Origin of the sequence: Pseudomonas taiwanensis, assembly GCF_013393345.1 — a bacterium.
GTDB classification, from domain to species: Bacteria; Pseudomonadota; Gammaproteobacteria; order Pseudomonadales; family Pseudomonadaceae; genus Metapseudomonas; species Metapseudomonas resinovorans_C.
The window spans coordinates 78,973-92,058 of record NZ_QJRF01000057.1; the positions used below are offsets into that span (position 1 = coordinate 78,973).

The 13,086-nt window shown below is 64.0% G+C and carries 13 protein-coding genes and 1 pseudogene; 4 read left to right on the forward strand and 10 right to left on the reverse strand.

Going from position 1 to position 13,086, the window contains the following annotated elements:
* Positions 1-42 precede the first annotated feature (42 nt).
* From DM872_RS12690 to DM872_RS12700, 3 genes are all read left to right on the forward strand, one after another.
* Entirely contained in the window at positions 43-372 is a 330-nt protein-coding gene (locus DM872_RS12690; protein WP_179059831.1) for a DUF485 domain-containing protein, read from the forward strand.
* Positions 369-2,015, forward strand: a complete 1,647-nt coding sequence (locus tag DM872_RS12695; protein WP_179059832.1) for a cation acetate symporter — start codon at positions 369-371, stop codon at positions 2,013-2,015. Before DM872_RS12690 ends, DM872_RS12695 begins: the two co-directional genes overlap by 4 nt.
* 124 nt (positions 2,016-2,139) lie before the next feature.
* On the forward strand, positions 2,140-3,402 hold the full coding sequence (locus DM872_RS12700) for an OprD family porin (protein WP_179059833.1): 1,263 nt from the start codon (positions 2,140-2,142) through the stop codon (positions 3,400-3,402).
* Positions 3,403-3,443: 41 nt separating this feature from the next.
* Here the strand turns inward: DM872_RS12700 and DM872_RS12705 are convergent, their stop codons facing one another.
* The 3 genes from DM872_RS12705 to DM872_RS12715 form a co-directional block, all read right to left on the reverse strand.
* Entirely contained in the window at positions 3,444-3,740 is a 297-nt protein-coding gene (locus DM872_RS12705; RefSeq protein ID WP_179059834.1) for a putative quinol monooxygenase, read from the reverse strand.
* A 74-nt stretch (positions 3,741-3,814) separates the two neighbouring features.
* On the reverse strand, positions 3,815-4,498 hold the full coding sequence (locus DM872_RS12710) for a type 1 glutamine amidotransferase domain-containing protein (RefSeq protein WP_179059835.1): 684 nt from the start codon (positions 4,496-4,498) through the stop codon (positions 3,815-3,817).
* 90 nt (positions 4,499-4,588) lie between these two features.
* Entirely contained in the window at positions 4,589-5,020 is a 432-nt protein-coding gene (locus DM872_RS12715; RefSeq protein WP_218649262.1) for a nuclear transport factor 2 family protein, read from the reverse strand.
* A 136-nt stretch (positions 5,021-5,156) separates the two neighbouring features.
* Between DM872_RS12715 and DM872_RS12720 the strand changes: the two genes are divergently transcribed.
* A complete protein-coding gene (locus DM872_RS12720; protein ID WP_179059836.1) occupies positions 5,157-6,128 on the forward strand; it encodes a LysR substrate-binding domain-containing protein in 972 nt (323 codons plus the stop codon).
* Here the strand turns inward: DM872_RS12720 and DM872_RS12725 are convergent.
* The 7 genes and pseudogenes from DM872_RS12725 to DM872_RS12750 all read right to left on the reverse strand — a co-directional run bounded on the left by DM872_RS12725 (position 6,125) and on the right by DM872_RS12750 (position 13,062).
* Positions 6,125-7,291, reverse strand: a complete 1,167-nt coding sequence (locus DM872_RS12725; RefSeq protein WP_179059837.1) for an MFS transporter — start codon at positions 7,289-7,291, stop codon at positions 6,125-6,127. The genes DM872_RS12720 and DM872_RS12725 overlap by 4 nt on opposite strands.
* A gap of 21 nt (positions 7,292-7,312) precedes the next feature.
* Positions 7,313-7,684: an ethanolamine utilization protein EutQ gene (locus DM872_RS12730; protein WP_179059838.1), complete on the reverse strand. Its 372-nt coding sequence runs from the start codon at positions 7,682-7,684 to the stop codon at positions 7,313-7,315.
* The gene (locus DM872_RS12735; protein WP_218649264.1) at positions 7,681-9,009 is read right to left on the reverse strand and encodes an NAD(P)/FAD-dependent oxidoreductase; all 1,329 of its coding nucleotides are present in this window, start codon (positions 9,007-9,009) and stop codon (positions 7,681-7,683) included. The genes DM872_RS12730 and DM872_RS12735 overlap by 4 nt, the downstream gene beginning before the upstream one ends.
* A 10-nt stretch (positions 9,010-9,019) precedes the next feature.
* Positions 9,020-10,255 carry an FAD-dependent oxidoreductase gene (locus DM872_RS12740; protein WP_256873393.1) on the reverse strand — a complete coding sequence of 412 codons (1,236 nt, stop codon included), beginning with the start codon at positions 10,253-10,255 and terminating at the stop codon, positions 9,020-9,022.
* Positions 10,244-10,405, reverse strand: a pseudogene (locus DM872_RS30495) (rubredoxin); the annotation flags it as partial. The gene DM872_RS12740 and the pseudogene DM872_RS30495, both read right to left, overlap by 12 nt.
* A gap of 13 nt (positions 10,406-10,418) precedes the next feature.
* Positions 10,419-11,864 carry an aldehyde dehydrogenase family protein gene (locus tag DM872_RS12745; protein WP_179059840.1) on the reverse strand — a complete coding sequence of 482 codons (1,446 nt, stop codon included), beginning with the start codon at positions 11,862-11,864 and terminating at the stop codon, positions 10,419-10,421.
* 10 nt (positions 11,865-11,874) lie between these two features.
* Positions 11,875-13,062, reverse strand: a complete 1,188-nt coding sequence (locus DM872_RS12750; protein ID WP_179059841.1) for an aromatic ring-hydroxylating oxygenase subunit alpha — start codon at positions 13,060-13,062, stop codon at positions 11,875-11,877.
* Positions 13,063-13,086: the final 24 nt, after the last annotated feature.

Below are 13,086 nucleotides of genomic sequence, written 5' to 3' on the forward strand. Positions count from 1 at the left end.
GGGTCGACGGGCAGCCCTACAACAAAAACGAGCGGAGGCACCATGACCAGCACACCCGAAGATCACGCCGAACACTATCGCCGCATCCGGCAGGACCCGAGGTACATCGCCTTCACCCGAGCCCGCTCGCGTACCAGTTGGTGGCTCACGCTACTGGTACTGGCGAGTTACTTCCTGTTCATGGGAGTGGCGGCCATACGGCCGGATCTCCTGCACCTCCCGCTCTACGCCGGCAGCCATCTCAGCCTCGGCATTCCGCTGGGCGCCCTGCTGATCCTGGCGACCTGGCTGCTGACCGGCTGGTACGTGCACCGCGCGAACACCCACTTCGACCGTCTCGGCAACAGCATCATCGAGGAGAGCCAGGCATGAAACGCACCTCAATCGGCGGCCTGGCCGCACTGCCCCTGTTCGCGCAGGCCGGTGAAATCGGCCAACCGGGACCCAATCTGCACGCCATCGGCATCTTCCTCCTGTTCGTCGGCATCACTCTGCTGATCACCTGGTGGGCGGCAAGGCGGACCCAATCCACCCACGACTTCTACACCGCCGGCGGCGGCATCACCGGCTTGCAGAATGGCCTGGCCATCGCCGGCGACTACATGTCCGCGTCCACCCTCTTGGGGCTGTCGAGCCTGATTTTTGCCAAGGGCTATGACGGGGTCATCTACGTCACTGGTTTCTTCATCGGCTGGCCGGTGCTGACCTTCCTGATGGCCGAGCGCCTGCGTAACCTCGGCAAGTACACCTTCGCCGACATCGTCTCTTTCCGCCTCGACCAGCGACGCATCCGCATCCTCGCGGCCTGCGGCTCGCTGACGGTGGTGAGCTGCTACCTGTTGCTGCAAATGGTTGGCGCCGGCCAGTTGATCAAGTTGCTGTTCGGCCTGGACTACAGCGTCGCAGTGGTGTTGGTTGGCCTGCTCATGCTGGTCTACGTGGTCTTCGGCGGCATGCTCGCCACCACCTGGGTGCAGATCACCAAGGCCATCCTGCTGTTGGCCGGCGGTACCACTTTGATGTTGATGGCATTGGCACAATTCGACTTCAGCCTGGAAACCCTGGCACGCCGTGCCGTGGAAAGCCACGCCAGCGGCTGGAACCTGATGGGCCCCGGCAGCATGCTATCCAACCCGGTGAACGTGGCGTCCATGGCGCTGGGCCTGGTATTCGGCCTGGCCGGCCTGCCGCATATCCTGATGCGCTTCTTCACCGTGCCCAACGCCCGCGAGGCACGCAAATCGGTGTTCTACGCCTCGGGCTTCATCGGCTTCTTCTTCCTGGTGGTCTGCGTGCTCGGCTTCGCCGCCATCGTCATCGTCGGCACCGACCCGCAGTACTTCGTCGACGGCAAGCTGGGCGGCGCCCTGGTGGGTGGCAGCAACATGGTGGCCATGCACCTGGCCAAGGCGGTGGGCGGCAACCTGTTCCTCGGATTCCTCTCCGCCGTGGCCTTCGCCACCATTCTCGCTGTGGTCGCCGGGCTCACCCTGGCCGGCGCCTCGGCCATCTCCCACGACCTCTACGTCACCGTGATCAAGCGTGGCCAGGCCAGCGAAGCACAGGAAATGCGGGTCTCGCGCCTGGCCGTGCTCGGCCTCGGCCTGCAGGCGATCACCCTCGGTATTCTTTTCGAACAGGTGAACATCGCCTTTCTGGTCGGCCTCACCTTCGGCATCGCCGCGTCGGCCAACTTCCCGGTGCTGATCATGGCCATGTACTGGCAGGACCTGACCACCCGCGGCGCCATCTGGGGCGGACTCACGGGGCTGATCAGCGCACTGGCGCTGGTAATCCTCTCGCCCACCGTCTGGGTCACGGTGCTCGGCCACGACAAGGCGATCTTCCCCTATGACCACCCTGCGCTGTTCTCCATGCCACTGGCCTTCCTGGTCATCGTGATGGTGTCCAGGTTCGACCGCAGCGCGCAGGCCGCGCGGGACCGCCAGGGCTTCGCCGACCAGGCCGTGCGCGCCGAGACAGGCCTCGGCATGGCGGGGGCGACCGCGCACTGACAGCCCCCACCACCGGCGCCGTTCTCGCGTCGCCGACTGTTGAGCGAGGCGCGGTCCGGACTCCTTTGGACCGCGTCCTTTTTTTTCCCGCCCTCCCCCAACAACAAGAAACAGAGGACTCACCATGCATCGCAACACCTTCACCGCCGGCCTGCTTATGGCCGGTGGCGCCTTCGGCTTGCCTGGCCTTTCCCTGGCGGAGTTCGCCAAGGACAGCAAGGCCAGTCTGGAACTGCGCAACTTCTACATGAACCGTGACTTCCGCCAGAGCGGCGCTACTCAGGCCAAGGCCGAAGAGTGGGCCCAAGGCTTCCTGCTGCGCTACGAGTCGGGCTTCAGCGAAGGCCGCATCGGCGTGGGCGTTGACGCGCTGGGATTGCTCGGTGTGAAACTCGACTCGGGTGCGCAACGCAGTGGCACCCAACTGCTAAAGCAAGACCGGGAAACCCGCCGCGCCCAGGACGAATACGCCGAGCTGGGACTTACCGCCAAGCTCAAGGTCTCTCGCACATTGCTGAAGCTGGGAACCCTTCAGCCGCGCTTGCCGTCGGTTGCCTACAACGACGGACGCCTGCTGCCCCAGACCTTTCGCGGTGGCCACCTGAGCTCGCAGGAAATCGACGGTCTGACCCTGGACGCCGGACGGCTCACCCAGGTCAACCAGCGCAATTCCTCGGACTACGAGGACATGACGGTCAGCAATGGCAGCGCCGGGGGCATTGGCGTGAAGAGCAGCAAGACGAGCGACGCATTCAACTTTGCCGGCCTCACCTACCAGTGGAGCAGCCAGTTGGCGACTGCTTACCACTACGGCGAGCTGGAAGACCTCTACCGTCAGCACATCCTCAACCTCACTCACAGCCTTGCGCTCTCGCCGCAACAATCGCTGCGTACCGAATTGCGCGCGGCCAGAGCCAACGATGCCGGCAGCAGCAATGTCGACAACGACGCCTATGGCGCCATGCTGACCTACCGCTTCGCCGCCCATTCTCTCGGCGTCGCCTACCAGCGCATGGCGGGAGACACGGGCTATGCGTACATCGCCGGTAGCGACCCATTCCTGTTCAACTACGTACAGTTCGGCGACTTCGCCAACCGTGACGAGCGTTCCTGGCAGCTGCGCTACGACTACGACTTCGCCGCCATGGGGATACCAGGACTGACCTTCATGACCCGTTACATCACGGGCGACGGTATCGAGTTGGGCGCTGGCAAAGCGAATGGCAAGGAATGGGAGCGCAATACGGATATCGCCTATGTGTTCCAGAGCGGAGCGCTGAAGAACCTCGGCGTGAAATGGCGCAACGCCACAGTACGCACTCGCCACTTCGGTAACGATCTGGACGATAACCGTCTGATCCTCAGCTACACACTGCCAGTCTGGTAACCCCAGGGCGCAGGCGGGTCATTCCCGCCCGCGCGGGGAAGTCAGGTGACGCGGGTCGAGCGAATGATGTGCGGCACAGACTGCAGCAGCGGCTCAGCCTTCTTCAAGGCTTGCAGCAGATGCTCCGTCTGCCAGTGGGCGGCCTCGTCGCCCGCTGTTTTCCAGACCTCGAACGAGCAGAACTCCAGCACATCTTCCGTGGACTGGTAGTAGGCATATTCGAGGCAACCTGGCTCTCCATGCGTAAGCGTGCTGAGTTCGCGCAGCAGCTCCAGCATCTCGCTGACGGCCTCGGGCCTGACCCTGAAGTACGCCATCACATACAGCGGAAAAGACATTGGAAATTTTCTCCGGAAAAAGCGAACGCCCCCGGCCGTGCGTGGCGGCGCGGGGGCGTTTGCAAGGGCCTCTATCAGCCGGCGAGTGCCTTCAGGACCAGCTCCGCGACCGGTGCGCCAGACGCAGGGTTCTGACCAGTGATGACCCGTTGATCAGCCACAGCGAACGGCATCCAGGGTTCGGCGGCCTTCTTGTAGATCGCCCCGCGTTTCACCATTTCGTCTTCGGTCAGGTAGGGCACGTACTTGTCCAGCTCCGCGAGCTTCTCTTCGGCATTGGAGAAACCCGTGACTTCCTTGCCCTTGATCAGCAACGAGCCGTCGGAAAGCTCAATGTTCAAAAGCCCGACTGCGCCGTGACAAACCGAGGAGACGATACCGCCGTTCTCGTAGATGCGACGGCTCAGCGCCTGCAGCTCTTCATTGTCAGGGAAGTCCCAGACCACCCCGTGACCGCCGGCGTAGTAGATCACTGCGTAGTCATCGGGGTTGACCTCGCTTGGCTTCATGGTAGAGCCCAGGCGATTCATGAAGTCCTTGTCCTGATACCACTCCCAGTCAACCGCCTCAGCCATTGCCAAGCTGTGGGGGTCGATAGGCGTGTAACCGCCCTTCGGGCTGACGTAGTCGACCTGGTAGCCGGCTGCCTCGACCTTCTTCACGAAGTGAACGGCCTCACCCAGCCAAAGGCCTGTGGCCCGTGCGAGGTTTGGGTATTTGGGGAAACTGGTCAGCACCACCAGCATCTTCTTGCTCATGTCACACCTCATTGCTGCGTTGTGGAAGGACAGGCCCGGCCTCGTTCAGATAGGCCCATCCGTCAGGAAGCGGTACGGATCGGTTCGGCTTCAGGGAGTCTCGACCAAGCTGGTTCGGCCAAGGGCGGCGAACCAGGCGGCATTGTCCCAATAGGCCTTCATCTGGCTGATCCGCTGGTGGTCGTCGACCCGTACGATAAAAACGTGGGGCAAATGGAACTGGCGCCCCTTGTTGCGGATACCAAAGGCATCGCGGGACTGTGTACCGCTGATGGTCACTTCGAGGATTACGGTACGGCCGTCAGCACAGGGATAGGTTGCAGTGATCTCATTGGAGAGATCGGGAAACACTTCGATCAAGGCCGACCAGATGGAGCACCCGGCCTCTTCTGCGAAGCCCTCCAGCGCGATCGGGAGATAGTCGATCCGCCCCTCTGGGGCAAAGCAAGCCAACATCTTTGTCAGGTCGTGGACCCGATAACTGGCAAAAAAAAGTTGTGCGACCTCCAATGCAGACTTCACTTTTCCAGACCCCACTGCTTGTTCGGTTTGAGGAAACCGGGCGGCCGCACCGGTGAGTTGCCACCTTAGACGCCGGTCCGATTGCTCGGTAGACGCCGGATCAGAAATCACTATTTCAAAAATGGAACACCACGCGATGTATGACCTGAATGAACTCTATTACTTCATCCAAGTCGTCGATCATCAGGGGATCGGTGCCGCCAGTCGCGCGCTGGGCGTAACCAAGTCGAAGCTGAGCCGCCATCTCGCGGCGCTGGAAGAGCGTCTCGGAGTGCGTCTGATCAACCGCTCCACGCGTCAGTTCTCAGTGACCGATCTCGGCACGGCGTACTACCAACACTGCTTGACGATGCTGGAGGGAGCACAGGCGGCCCAGGCCGTGATCGACAACGACCAGGCAGCGCCGCGCGGACTGGTACGCACTGCCTGCCCCACCGCCCTGCTCAATTTCCTGGTGGCCGGCATGCTGGCACGCTTCATGGACCGTTATCCGGAAGTAGAGGTGCAGCTGGAGAGCACGAATCGTCAGGTCGATCCGTTGCGCGAAGGGTTCGACGTCGTGCTCCGAGTCGGTTTCCCGCCTTTCGAGGACAGCGGGCTGACCATGAAACGTCTGTCGGCAAGCCCGCAGGAATTGGTCGCCAGTCCTGGCTTGATCGAGCGTGTCGGCCCCGCTCGCAGCCTCGCAGACCTGGCTCGTTTCCCGAGCTTGGGCATGGGACCCAGCGCACCCCAGTACGAGTGGAACATGGAGGACCGTGGCGGCATCCAGGCGACCGTGCGTCATACGCCACGCCTGGTCACTGACGACATGATCACCTTGCGCCGCGTCGCCCTGGAGGGCGGCGGCATTGTTCAACTACCCAAGCTGGTGGTGTTCAAAGACATCCGCAATGGGGTACTGCAGCCGGTACTGGACGATTGGAGACCGAAGGGTGGCATTGTCCATGCCCTCTTCCCCACGCGCCGCGGGATGCCCCACTCCGTCAGGACCCTGCTCAACTTCCTGGGAAACAGCTTTGAGGCTCTCGACTTCGAAAATCTCTACGAAGGATATGTACTGCGTGGGGATGAGGACGCCTGCTTTTTAACTAACTCTCGGCTCTAGTAGGCGATGAACTTGGCGGCGGTCGAAGCGCAGTTCTCCCGTCTCGTTCTGATCAGCAGGGTCAGCAGCGCCGTCACGCCAATGCTGAACAGGTAGAGCGCCTGAGGCCCGGATCGCTCCATGAGCGTGCCTGCAACCAGCGGCCCGACGGCGGCACCGATGCCGAAAGCCATCAGCAGCACCCCGGCTACGGCCACCCGGAGTTCGGCTTCCAGGTTGTCGTTCGCATGCGAGACACCCAGTGGATACAAGCAGAACTGCAAGAAGCCGATGATCGCGCCGGCCAACATCGCCCATCTCGCGCCCGGTGCGTCGATAACGGCCAATGGTAAGTAGGCAACGCAGAGCAAGATAGAGATCACGCGAATCAGCGCGACACGGGAATACCGGTCCGAAAGCATGCCAAGGGGAAGTTGAGCGATGAGCCCCGCGGCGATGCTCAGCGCCATGAACTGACCGACCTCCTCGGGCGAGAATCCCAGCTGCGCCGCGAAGATTGGTGTCAATCCGTAGAAGCAGCCATTCAACAGCCCCGAGACAAACACGGTGCCCAGGGCCTGGGGCAGTCTGCGAATGTAGAGCATCGGCTGCACGCGCACTTGGCTGATGGCGCTCGGCTCCGCGCCACGGTGCAGCGCCATGGGCACAATTCCAACGGCAAAGGCGATGGCCACGCCGGACAGGACCAATGCACCCAGCCCATGGCCGAGGCCAAGGAGCAGTTGCCCGAGCATCATGCCGACGTAGCTCGCCACCATGTACAACGACAGGGCGCCGCCACGGCGATCCGACGGTGCGCAGTCGTTGATCCAGCTTTCGATGACCATCATCTGGCACATCATTGCCACGCCCACAATGAATCTCAACGCTAGCCAGAGCGGCAGCCAGTCGCTGAACTGATGGCCGAGCACCGCAGTCACTATCACTCCGGCAGCGGCCACGAATGCGCGGACGTGGGAGACGCGGCCGATCAGCCAGTATCCGCCCCGCCCCCCCACCACCATCCCCAGTGCATTGGCGGCCATGAGACCGCCACCCCAGAACTCCGCGGCCCCCGCGGTATCCAGGCGCAGTGCCAGGTAAGTCATCAGCAGACTTGAGCCCAGCTGCATCAGCAGGGTCGCGGTATAGATCGGTCCGAATACCTTGGTGAGCGCGAACAAGTTGTGTCCCCAAGTCAGTTGTCAGGCGAGCCCATGGCGCTGCTTCCAGTCGCCCGGATGAACGACGTAGCCGAACAACGCGCGGCCGCCGTAGACGAGTTCGGTCCCTTCGGGAATCCACAACAACTGCCCCGGCTCTACTCGATACAGCTCGCCATTGGCCCTCAGCTCGAAACAACCTTCGATGACGAAGATCACCTCGTCGTACAGCAGCGTCCATGCGACTTCGGCGCCCTCCCACCGTGCGAAGCCGATACCCAGGTTGGGCGAGACTTCGTTGGTGATCGCGCGGGCCACGCTGGCGCCGCCAGGTGGCCCTCCGCGATGGACGAAGTCCAGGTTCCGATGGTCGACAAGGAGCACCGGCCCCTTGCCACTCGGCGCTATCGTCATAGCTCGCTCCTGCTGTTCCAGGCCGCCCAGCGGATGCGTGTACGCACCCCCAACCCGAGGAAAGGCTCCGGAGGATTGAGCGAGGGCATGCCGGTCACTGCCTGGATGTCGCTGAGCAACGAGGACTCCGCACCTAACACCCGGTCGGCCAGCAGCGTTCCGGAAATGGTGCCCCAGGCGGCGCCGACGCCGTTGTCGCAAGCCGTGGCGAATACCCCATCGTCCAGTTGGCCGAAGAAGTTGGTGAAGTTCCGCGAGATGGCGTAGGCCCCGCCCCAGGTGTGGGTGAACGGCACGCCGGCGAGCTGCGGATAGCGTGCGAGGAAGGCCTTGCGATGATCGTCGCGGATCTTCGCGCGGGTTCCTTCGCCGACGCTGTTCCCGTAACGCGGCACGTGCTTGTAGGTGTTGCGGATGATCAGGCGACGATCCTGGGTCATCCGCACCGTGGTGCCGGCATGGTCGGCCGGCGTCAGGCCCCAATCGGCCTGGATGCCGATGGCGCGCACTTCCTCATCGGTCAGCGGACGCGTCCAGCTGGCGAACGTCATGACGGGCAGCAGGCGATTGCGCAGGTAGCCGAACTCCTGGGTGAAGATACTGGTGCCCAGCAGAACGCGCGGAGTACGGATCGATCCACCATTGCCATGAAGTACCCAGTGCCCGTCGGCTTCCTTCTCCAGGCGCTGGATGGGCGACTCCTCGAGCACCTCGACATTCTCCGGTAGCGACGCGCCGAGTCCGCGCACCAGGGCGGCCGGCTGCATCAGGTAGCAGCCGGGGGTGAAGATGGCGCGACTGTAGTAGTGGCTTCCCAGCACGCCGGCCAACTCATCCCGCTCCACCAGACGATAGGGCTCGCCGAGGTCGGCCATCAGTTTCTCGAAATGATCGAGATAGGCGAGTCCACGCTCGCCCACTGCGCCCTGGTACTTGCCGGCATGGGACCATTGGCAGTCGATGCCGTGGCGGCCTATCAGTGTCTGCAACTGGTCGATGGCGGCACGGTTGAGCCCGAGCAGACGTTGCTTGTGTTGCGGATCGGGATGTTCGAGCGCGAACTTGTGCGGCAAGTCGATGACGAAGCCCGAATTGCGGCCGGAGGCGCCGTAGCCGATGCGCTGGGCATCCACCAGCAGGATGCGGGAGTTCGGCAGGTGCTCGGCCAGCCGACGCGCGGCGGCCAGGCCTGCGAAGCCCGCACCGATCACCACATGATCGGCCTTCTGCACGCCGCTCAGGCGTTTGCAGGGAAGCGGTTCGGGCAGGGCGGCATACCAGCCACAAGTGCGATCATCGTGAGGCAGATTAACGATACTGTTCATGGTTCGGCTCTCAAGCCACGTTCTGTGGGATGTCCTGGCAGCTCTGCAGCCAGGCATTGCGTTTCTGTTGTGCCTGGCGTCCGAGAAGGACAAAGCCACGCATGGCACCGGAGGCGTCATGGAAGGCCGCGCTCAGCCCATCGCCGGTCGCATCGCAGCGCCATTGGCCCTCGCAATTGACCGGTGGTGGCAGCAGGCAGAGCGGTGCCGCCGGGGTCTTCACCGTCACCGGCATGAGCGGGTAGCTGACGGCCGTCGGCTGGCCCACCAGGGTCCGGGCCAATGCGCGGATACCCTCGTTGATCGGCGCGAGATAAGGCAGCAACTGCCCATCGATCTCGATGCAGTCGCCCAGGGCGTAGATGCCGGGCCTGGAGGTCTGCAACGAGGCATCCACCTTGATGCCGCGCCCACAGTGCAAACCGGCGTCCGCAGCCAGTTGCAGATTCGGCCGCAGGCCGACGGCGGAGAGCACCAGGTCCGCCTCGACGACCTCCCCGTCGGCCAGGGTCAGACGGTAACCGTCGGCCCCCTGCTCGATGCGCTGCAAGGTCGTGCGCAGGTTCCACTGCACCCCGAGGCCGGACAGTGCCTGTTGCAACTGCTGGCCTGCCGCTTCCGGTAGCAGGCGCTCCATCGGCCAGGCGCCGAGGCCTATCACCCGCACCTGGTAGCCACTGCTCGCCAGGTCGTTGGCGAACTCGCAGCCGATCAGGCCATCGCCGAGGATCGCCACCCGGCGCACGCCCTCCAGGCGCTCACGGAATGCCTGGTAGTCCTGCAGGTTGTTGACGCTCAGCAGTGCATCGGCGCAACCCTCGATGGGTAACCGCACGGGTGAGGCACCGCTGGCCAGGACCAGTTGGCCGTAGTCCATTTCACCCAGGCTGGTGTACAGGCGCCTGGCCTCGGTATCGATTCGCTCGACCCTGCAATGGGTGTAGATGCGGATGCCCAGGCGCCGCTCCAGGGTCATCGGGCTCTCCGTCGCCAGGGCCGCCGCACTGCGACCCTGCGCCAGGGCAATGGACAGCGCCGGCTTGGAGTAGGTATGCCCGGACTCCTGGGTCAGCACACGGATATCCAACTGCGGGTTGGCCCTGCGCAGCTCCTGGGCCAGGCCGTAACCGGCATGGCCGCTGCCGATGATGACCACCGGCCCGGCAGGCACGACGGCCGCCAGCGGTTGCTTGGCCGCGGCCGGCGGAGCGGCGACGGCGGTGACCGGCTCGCTGATCTCGATCATCTCGAAATCGGACTTGCCGACCTTGCAGTCCGGGCACAGCCAGTCTTCCGGCACATCTTCCCAGCGCGTGCCCGCGGCAATGCCGTCGTCCGGCCAACCAAGGGCCTCGTCATAGATCAGGCCACAGATGATGCAGAGCCATTTCTTCATCGCCGCAACCTCCTCACTCGCCCTTGATCCGCAGTGCCAGGTTCTTGGTGCGGACGTAGCTGTAGAGCGCCTCCTGGCCCTTCTCCCGACCGAAGCCGGACAGCCCCACCCCACCAAACGGCGTTTCGATGCCGCCGGCATACCATTCGTTGACGAATACCTGGCCGGCCCGCAGGCGCCGGGCGCAACGCAAGGCACGATTGAGGTCCTGGGTGAAGACCCCAGCCACCAGTCCGAACTCGGTGCCGTTGGCGATGGCGATGGCCTCCTCCTCGGTATCGAATGGAATCACCGCGAGGACCGGGCCGAAGACCTCGGCCTGGGCGATCTCCATGTCAGGGCGGACATCACGGAACACCGTCGGCGCCATGAAGTGCCCGCCAAGGCCGCTGAGCGCCTCGCCGCCGGTGGCGACCACCGCACCTTGTTCCTGGGCGCGCCGGCACAGGGTCTGGATACCGTCGAGCTGGCCGGCGGAAATCACCGGCGTCAGGTCCGGATCGTCCTGGCCGAGGCCGGCTTTCAAGCCCTCGGCCATCGCCGCCACATCAGCCACCACCTCGTCGTAGACCGAGCGATGCACCAGCAGGCGGGACATGGCCGAGCAGACCTGACCGGCGTTGAAGAAGATGCCATTGCGGACACTGGCGAGCAGTTGCTCACGATCGGCATCGGCGAACACCAGCGCAGCCGACTTGCCGCCCAGCTCCATGACACTGGGGATGGCGTGTTCGGCGGCGGCACGCAGGATGCTCTGGCCGGTGCCGACGGAGCCGGTGAAGACGATCTGGTCGACCTCGCGATGCCCCGCCAGATAGGCGCCGACTTCCCGGCCGCGGCCGCAGATCAGGTTCACCGCGCCGCGCGGCAACCCGGCACGTTCGATGGCCTTCAGCAGGACGCACAAGCCCAGCGGAGAGAGCTCCGGCGACTTGATCACCACCGCGTTGCCGGCGGCGAGCGCCGGTGCCAGGGAGCGGGCGCAGATGGACACGGGGAAGTTCCACGGCACGATCTGCAGCGACACCCCCATGGGGTCGAAGACGGTGAAGTCCATGTAGCCATTGCCGAGGGGAATCGACGTCCCCTCGATCTTGTCGGCCATGCCGGCGTAGTACTCGAAGTAGCGCGCTGCCTCGACGAATTCGTCGCGGGCATCACGCAGGCTCTTGCCGTTCTCCTGGCACAGCACCCAGGCGCCCTCCTCCGTCACGGCGCGAATCTGCGCCGCGATGTTCAGCAGCCAGGCGACCCGTTGCGCCGGGCGCGGCCGGGTCAGCTCGCCGCTGTCGGCGCAGCGGCGCGCCGCCTGGATGGCGCGCTCCGCGTCGGCCACTGTGGCCTGGGCGATGGTGGCGACCGCTTCGGTGGTGCCGGGGTTGTGGACGCCGAGGTGTTGCTCACTGTCGGTCCACTGGCCGTCGATGAAGTTCAGCCAGTGCGATGCGATCGAATGCATGGCGATTTCCTCAGGCGCTGTGGGCGTTATCGAGCAGCTGGCGGGCGGCCCACTTGTGGAAGTAGTGGGTCGGCAGATCCATCTCGGGCGAGAACGCACCGCCGTTGTAACCGGGAGAGCTGCGGCCCATCTGCATGCCCTCTACCGAGGCGATGTCCTCGGCGAAGACCACGCGCCAGGACTCCATGACGGCTTTGCGCGCCATGTCGAAGCGGCTGTCGAGGGCCTCGTCGCCGACATAGAACAGACGCAGGTGCTCGACGGTCTTACCGGGCGCGATCGGCTCCAGCATCATGGCGAAGGCGTGATCCGCCTGGATGCCCAGCAGGACGTTGGGGAAGAAGGCGACGTACTCCGCCGTGCGCAGGCGGTCGGTCGGCCAGGAGGGGAAGATCGGCAGGTGGGTGCCGGCGACGTCGGACAGGTTGTAGGCGTGGCTGCCCTGGCCGGCGAACTGGTCGAACATGATGTTGTAGTGGTCTTCCAGACGCGAATAGCTGTTCAGGCTCGGGTGTACCCACGGCAGGTGGTAGGCCTCGCAGTAGTTCTCCACCGCCAGCTTCCAGTTGCAGTTGACCTCGATGCTCATGGCGCCGCTGTTGGCCTCGCGACGCAGCAGGCCCATGCCGTCGGTGCCGAGGAACTGGGTCCAGCGCTCGGTCAGCGGCGCGAGCTGCTCTTCCAGGTCCGGCGCATCGGCGGACAGGTTGATGAACACCATGTCCATCCAGATGGTGCTGCGCAGGGCCTTCAGGCCGTGTTTCTCGCAGGCGAAGCGCTCGTCCTTGTGCTGGTTGATCCCGCCGACGTGCGGCGTGCCTTTCAGGCCGCCGTTCAGGTCATAGGTCCAGGAGTGGTAGGGGCAGCGGATCACGCCCTGCACTTCGCCGGCCTGCTGCACCAGCTTCACGCCGCGGTGGCTGCAGACGTTGTGGAAGACCTGAACCACACCTTCGCGGTTGCGCATCATCAGCAGCGGCAGGCCCATGAAGTCCACCGGCTTCACATAGCTGTTCTTCGGCAGGTCGCTGGCAAAACCAATGCAGGCCCAATTGCGGCCGAGCACATGGTCCCGCTCCAGTTCGAAGTAGCGCTGCTCGGTGTAGAACTCGTTGGTCAGGCCGTGCGCCTGATGGATGGGAGCCAGGACGGTTTCCAGGGCATGGGTCGGAATAAGGCAGGGAGCAGTCGAAGTCATTGTTGTTCTCTCTTGCTAGCACGG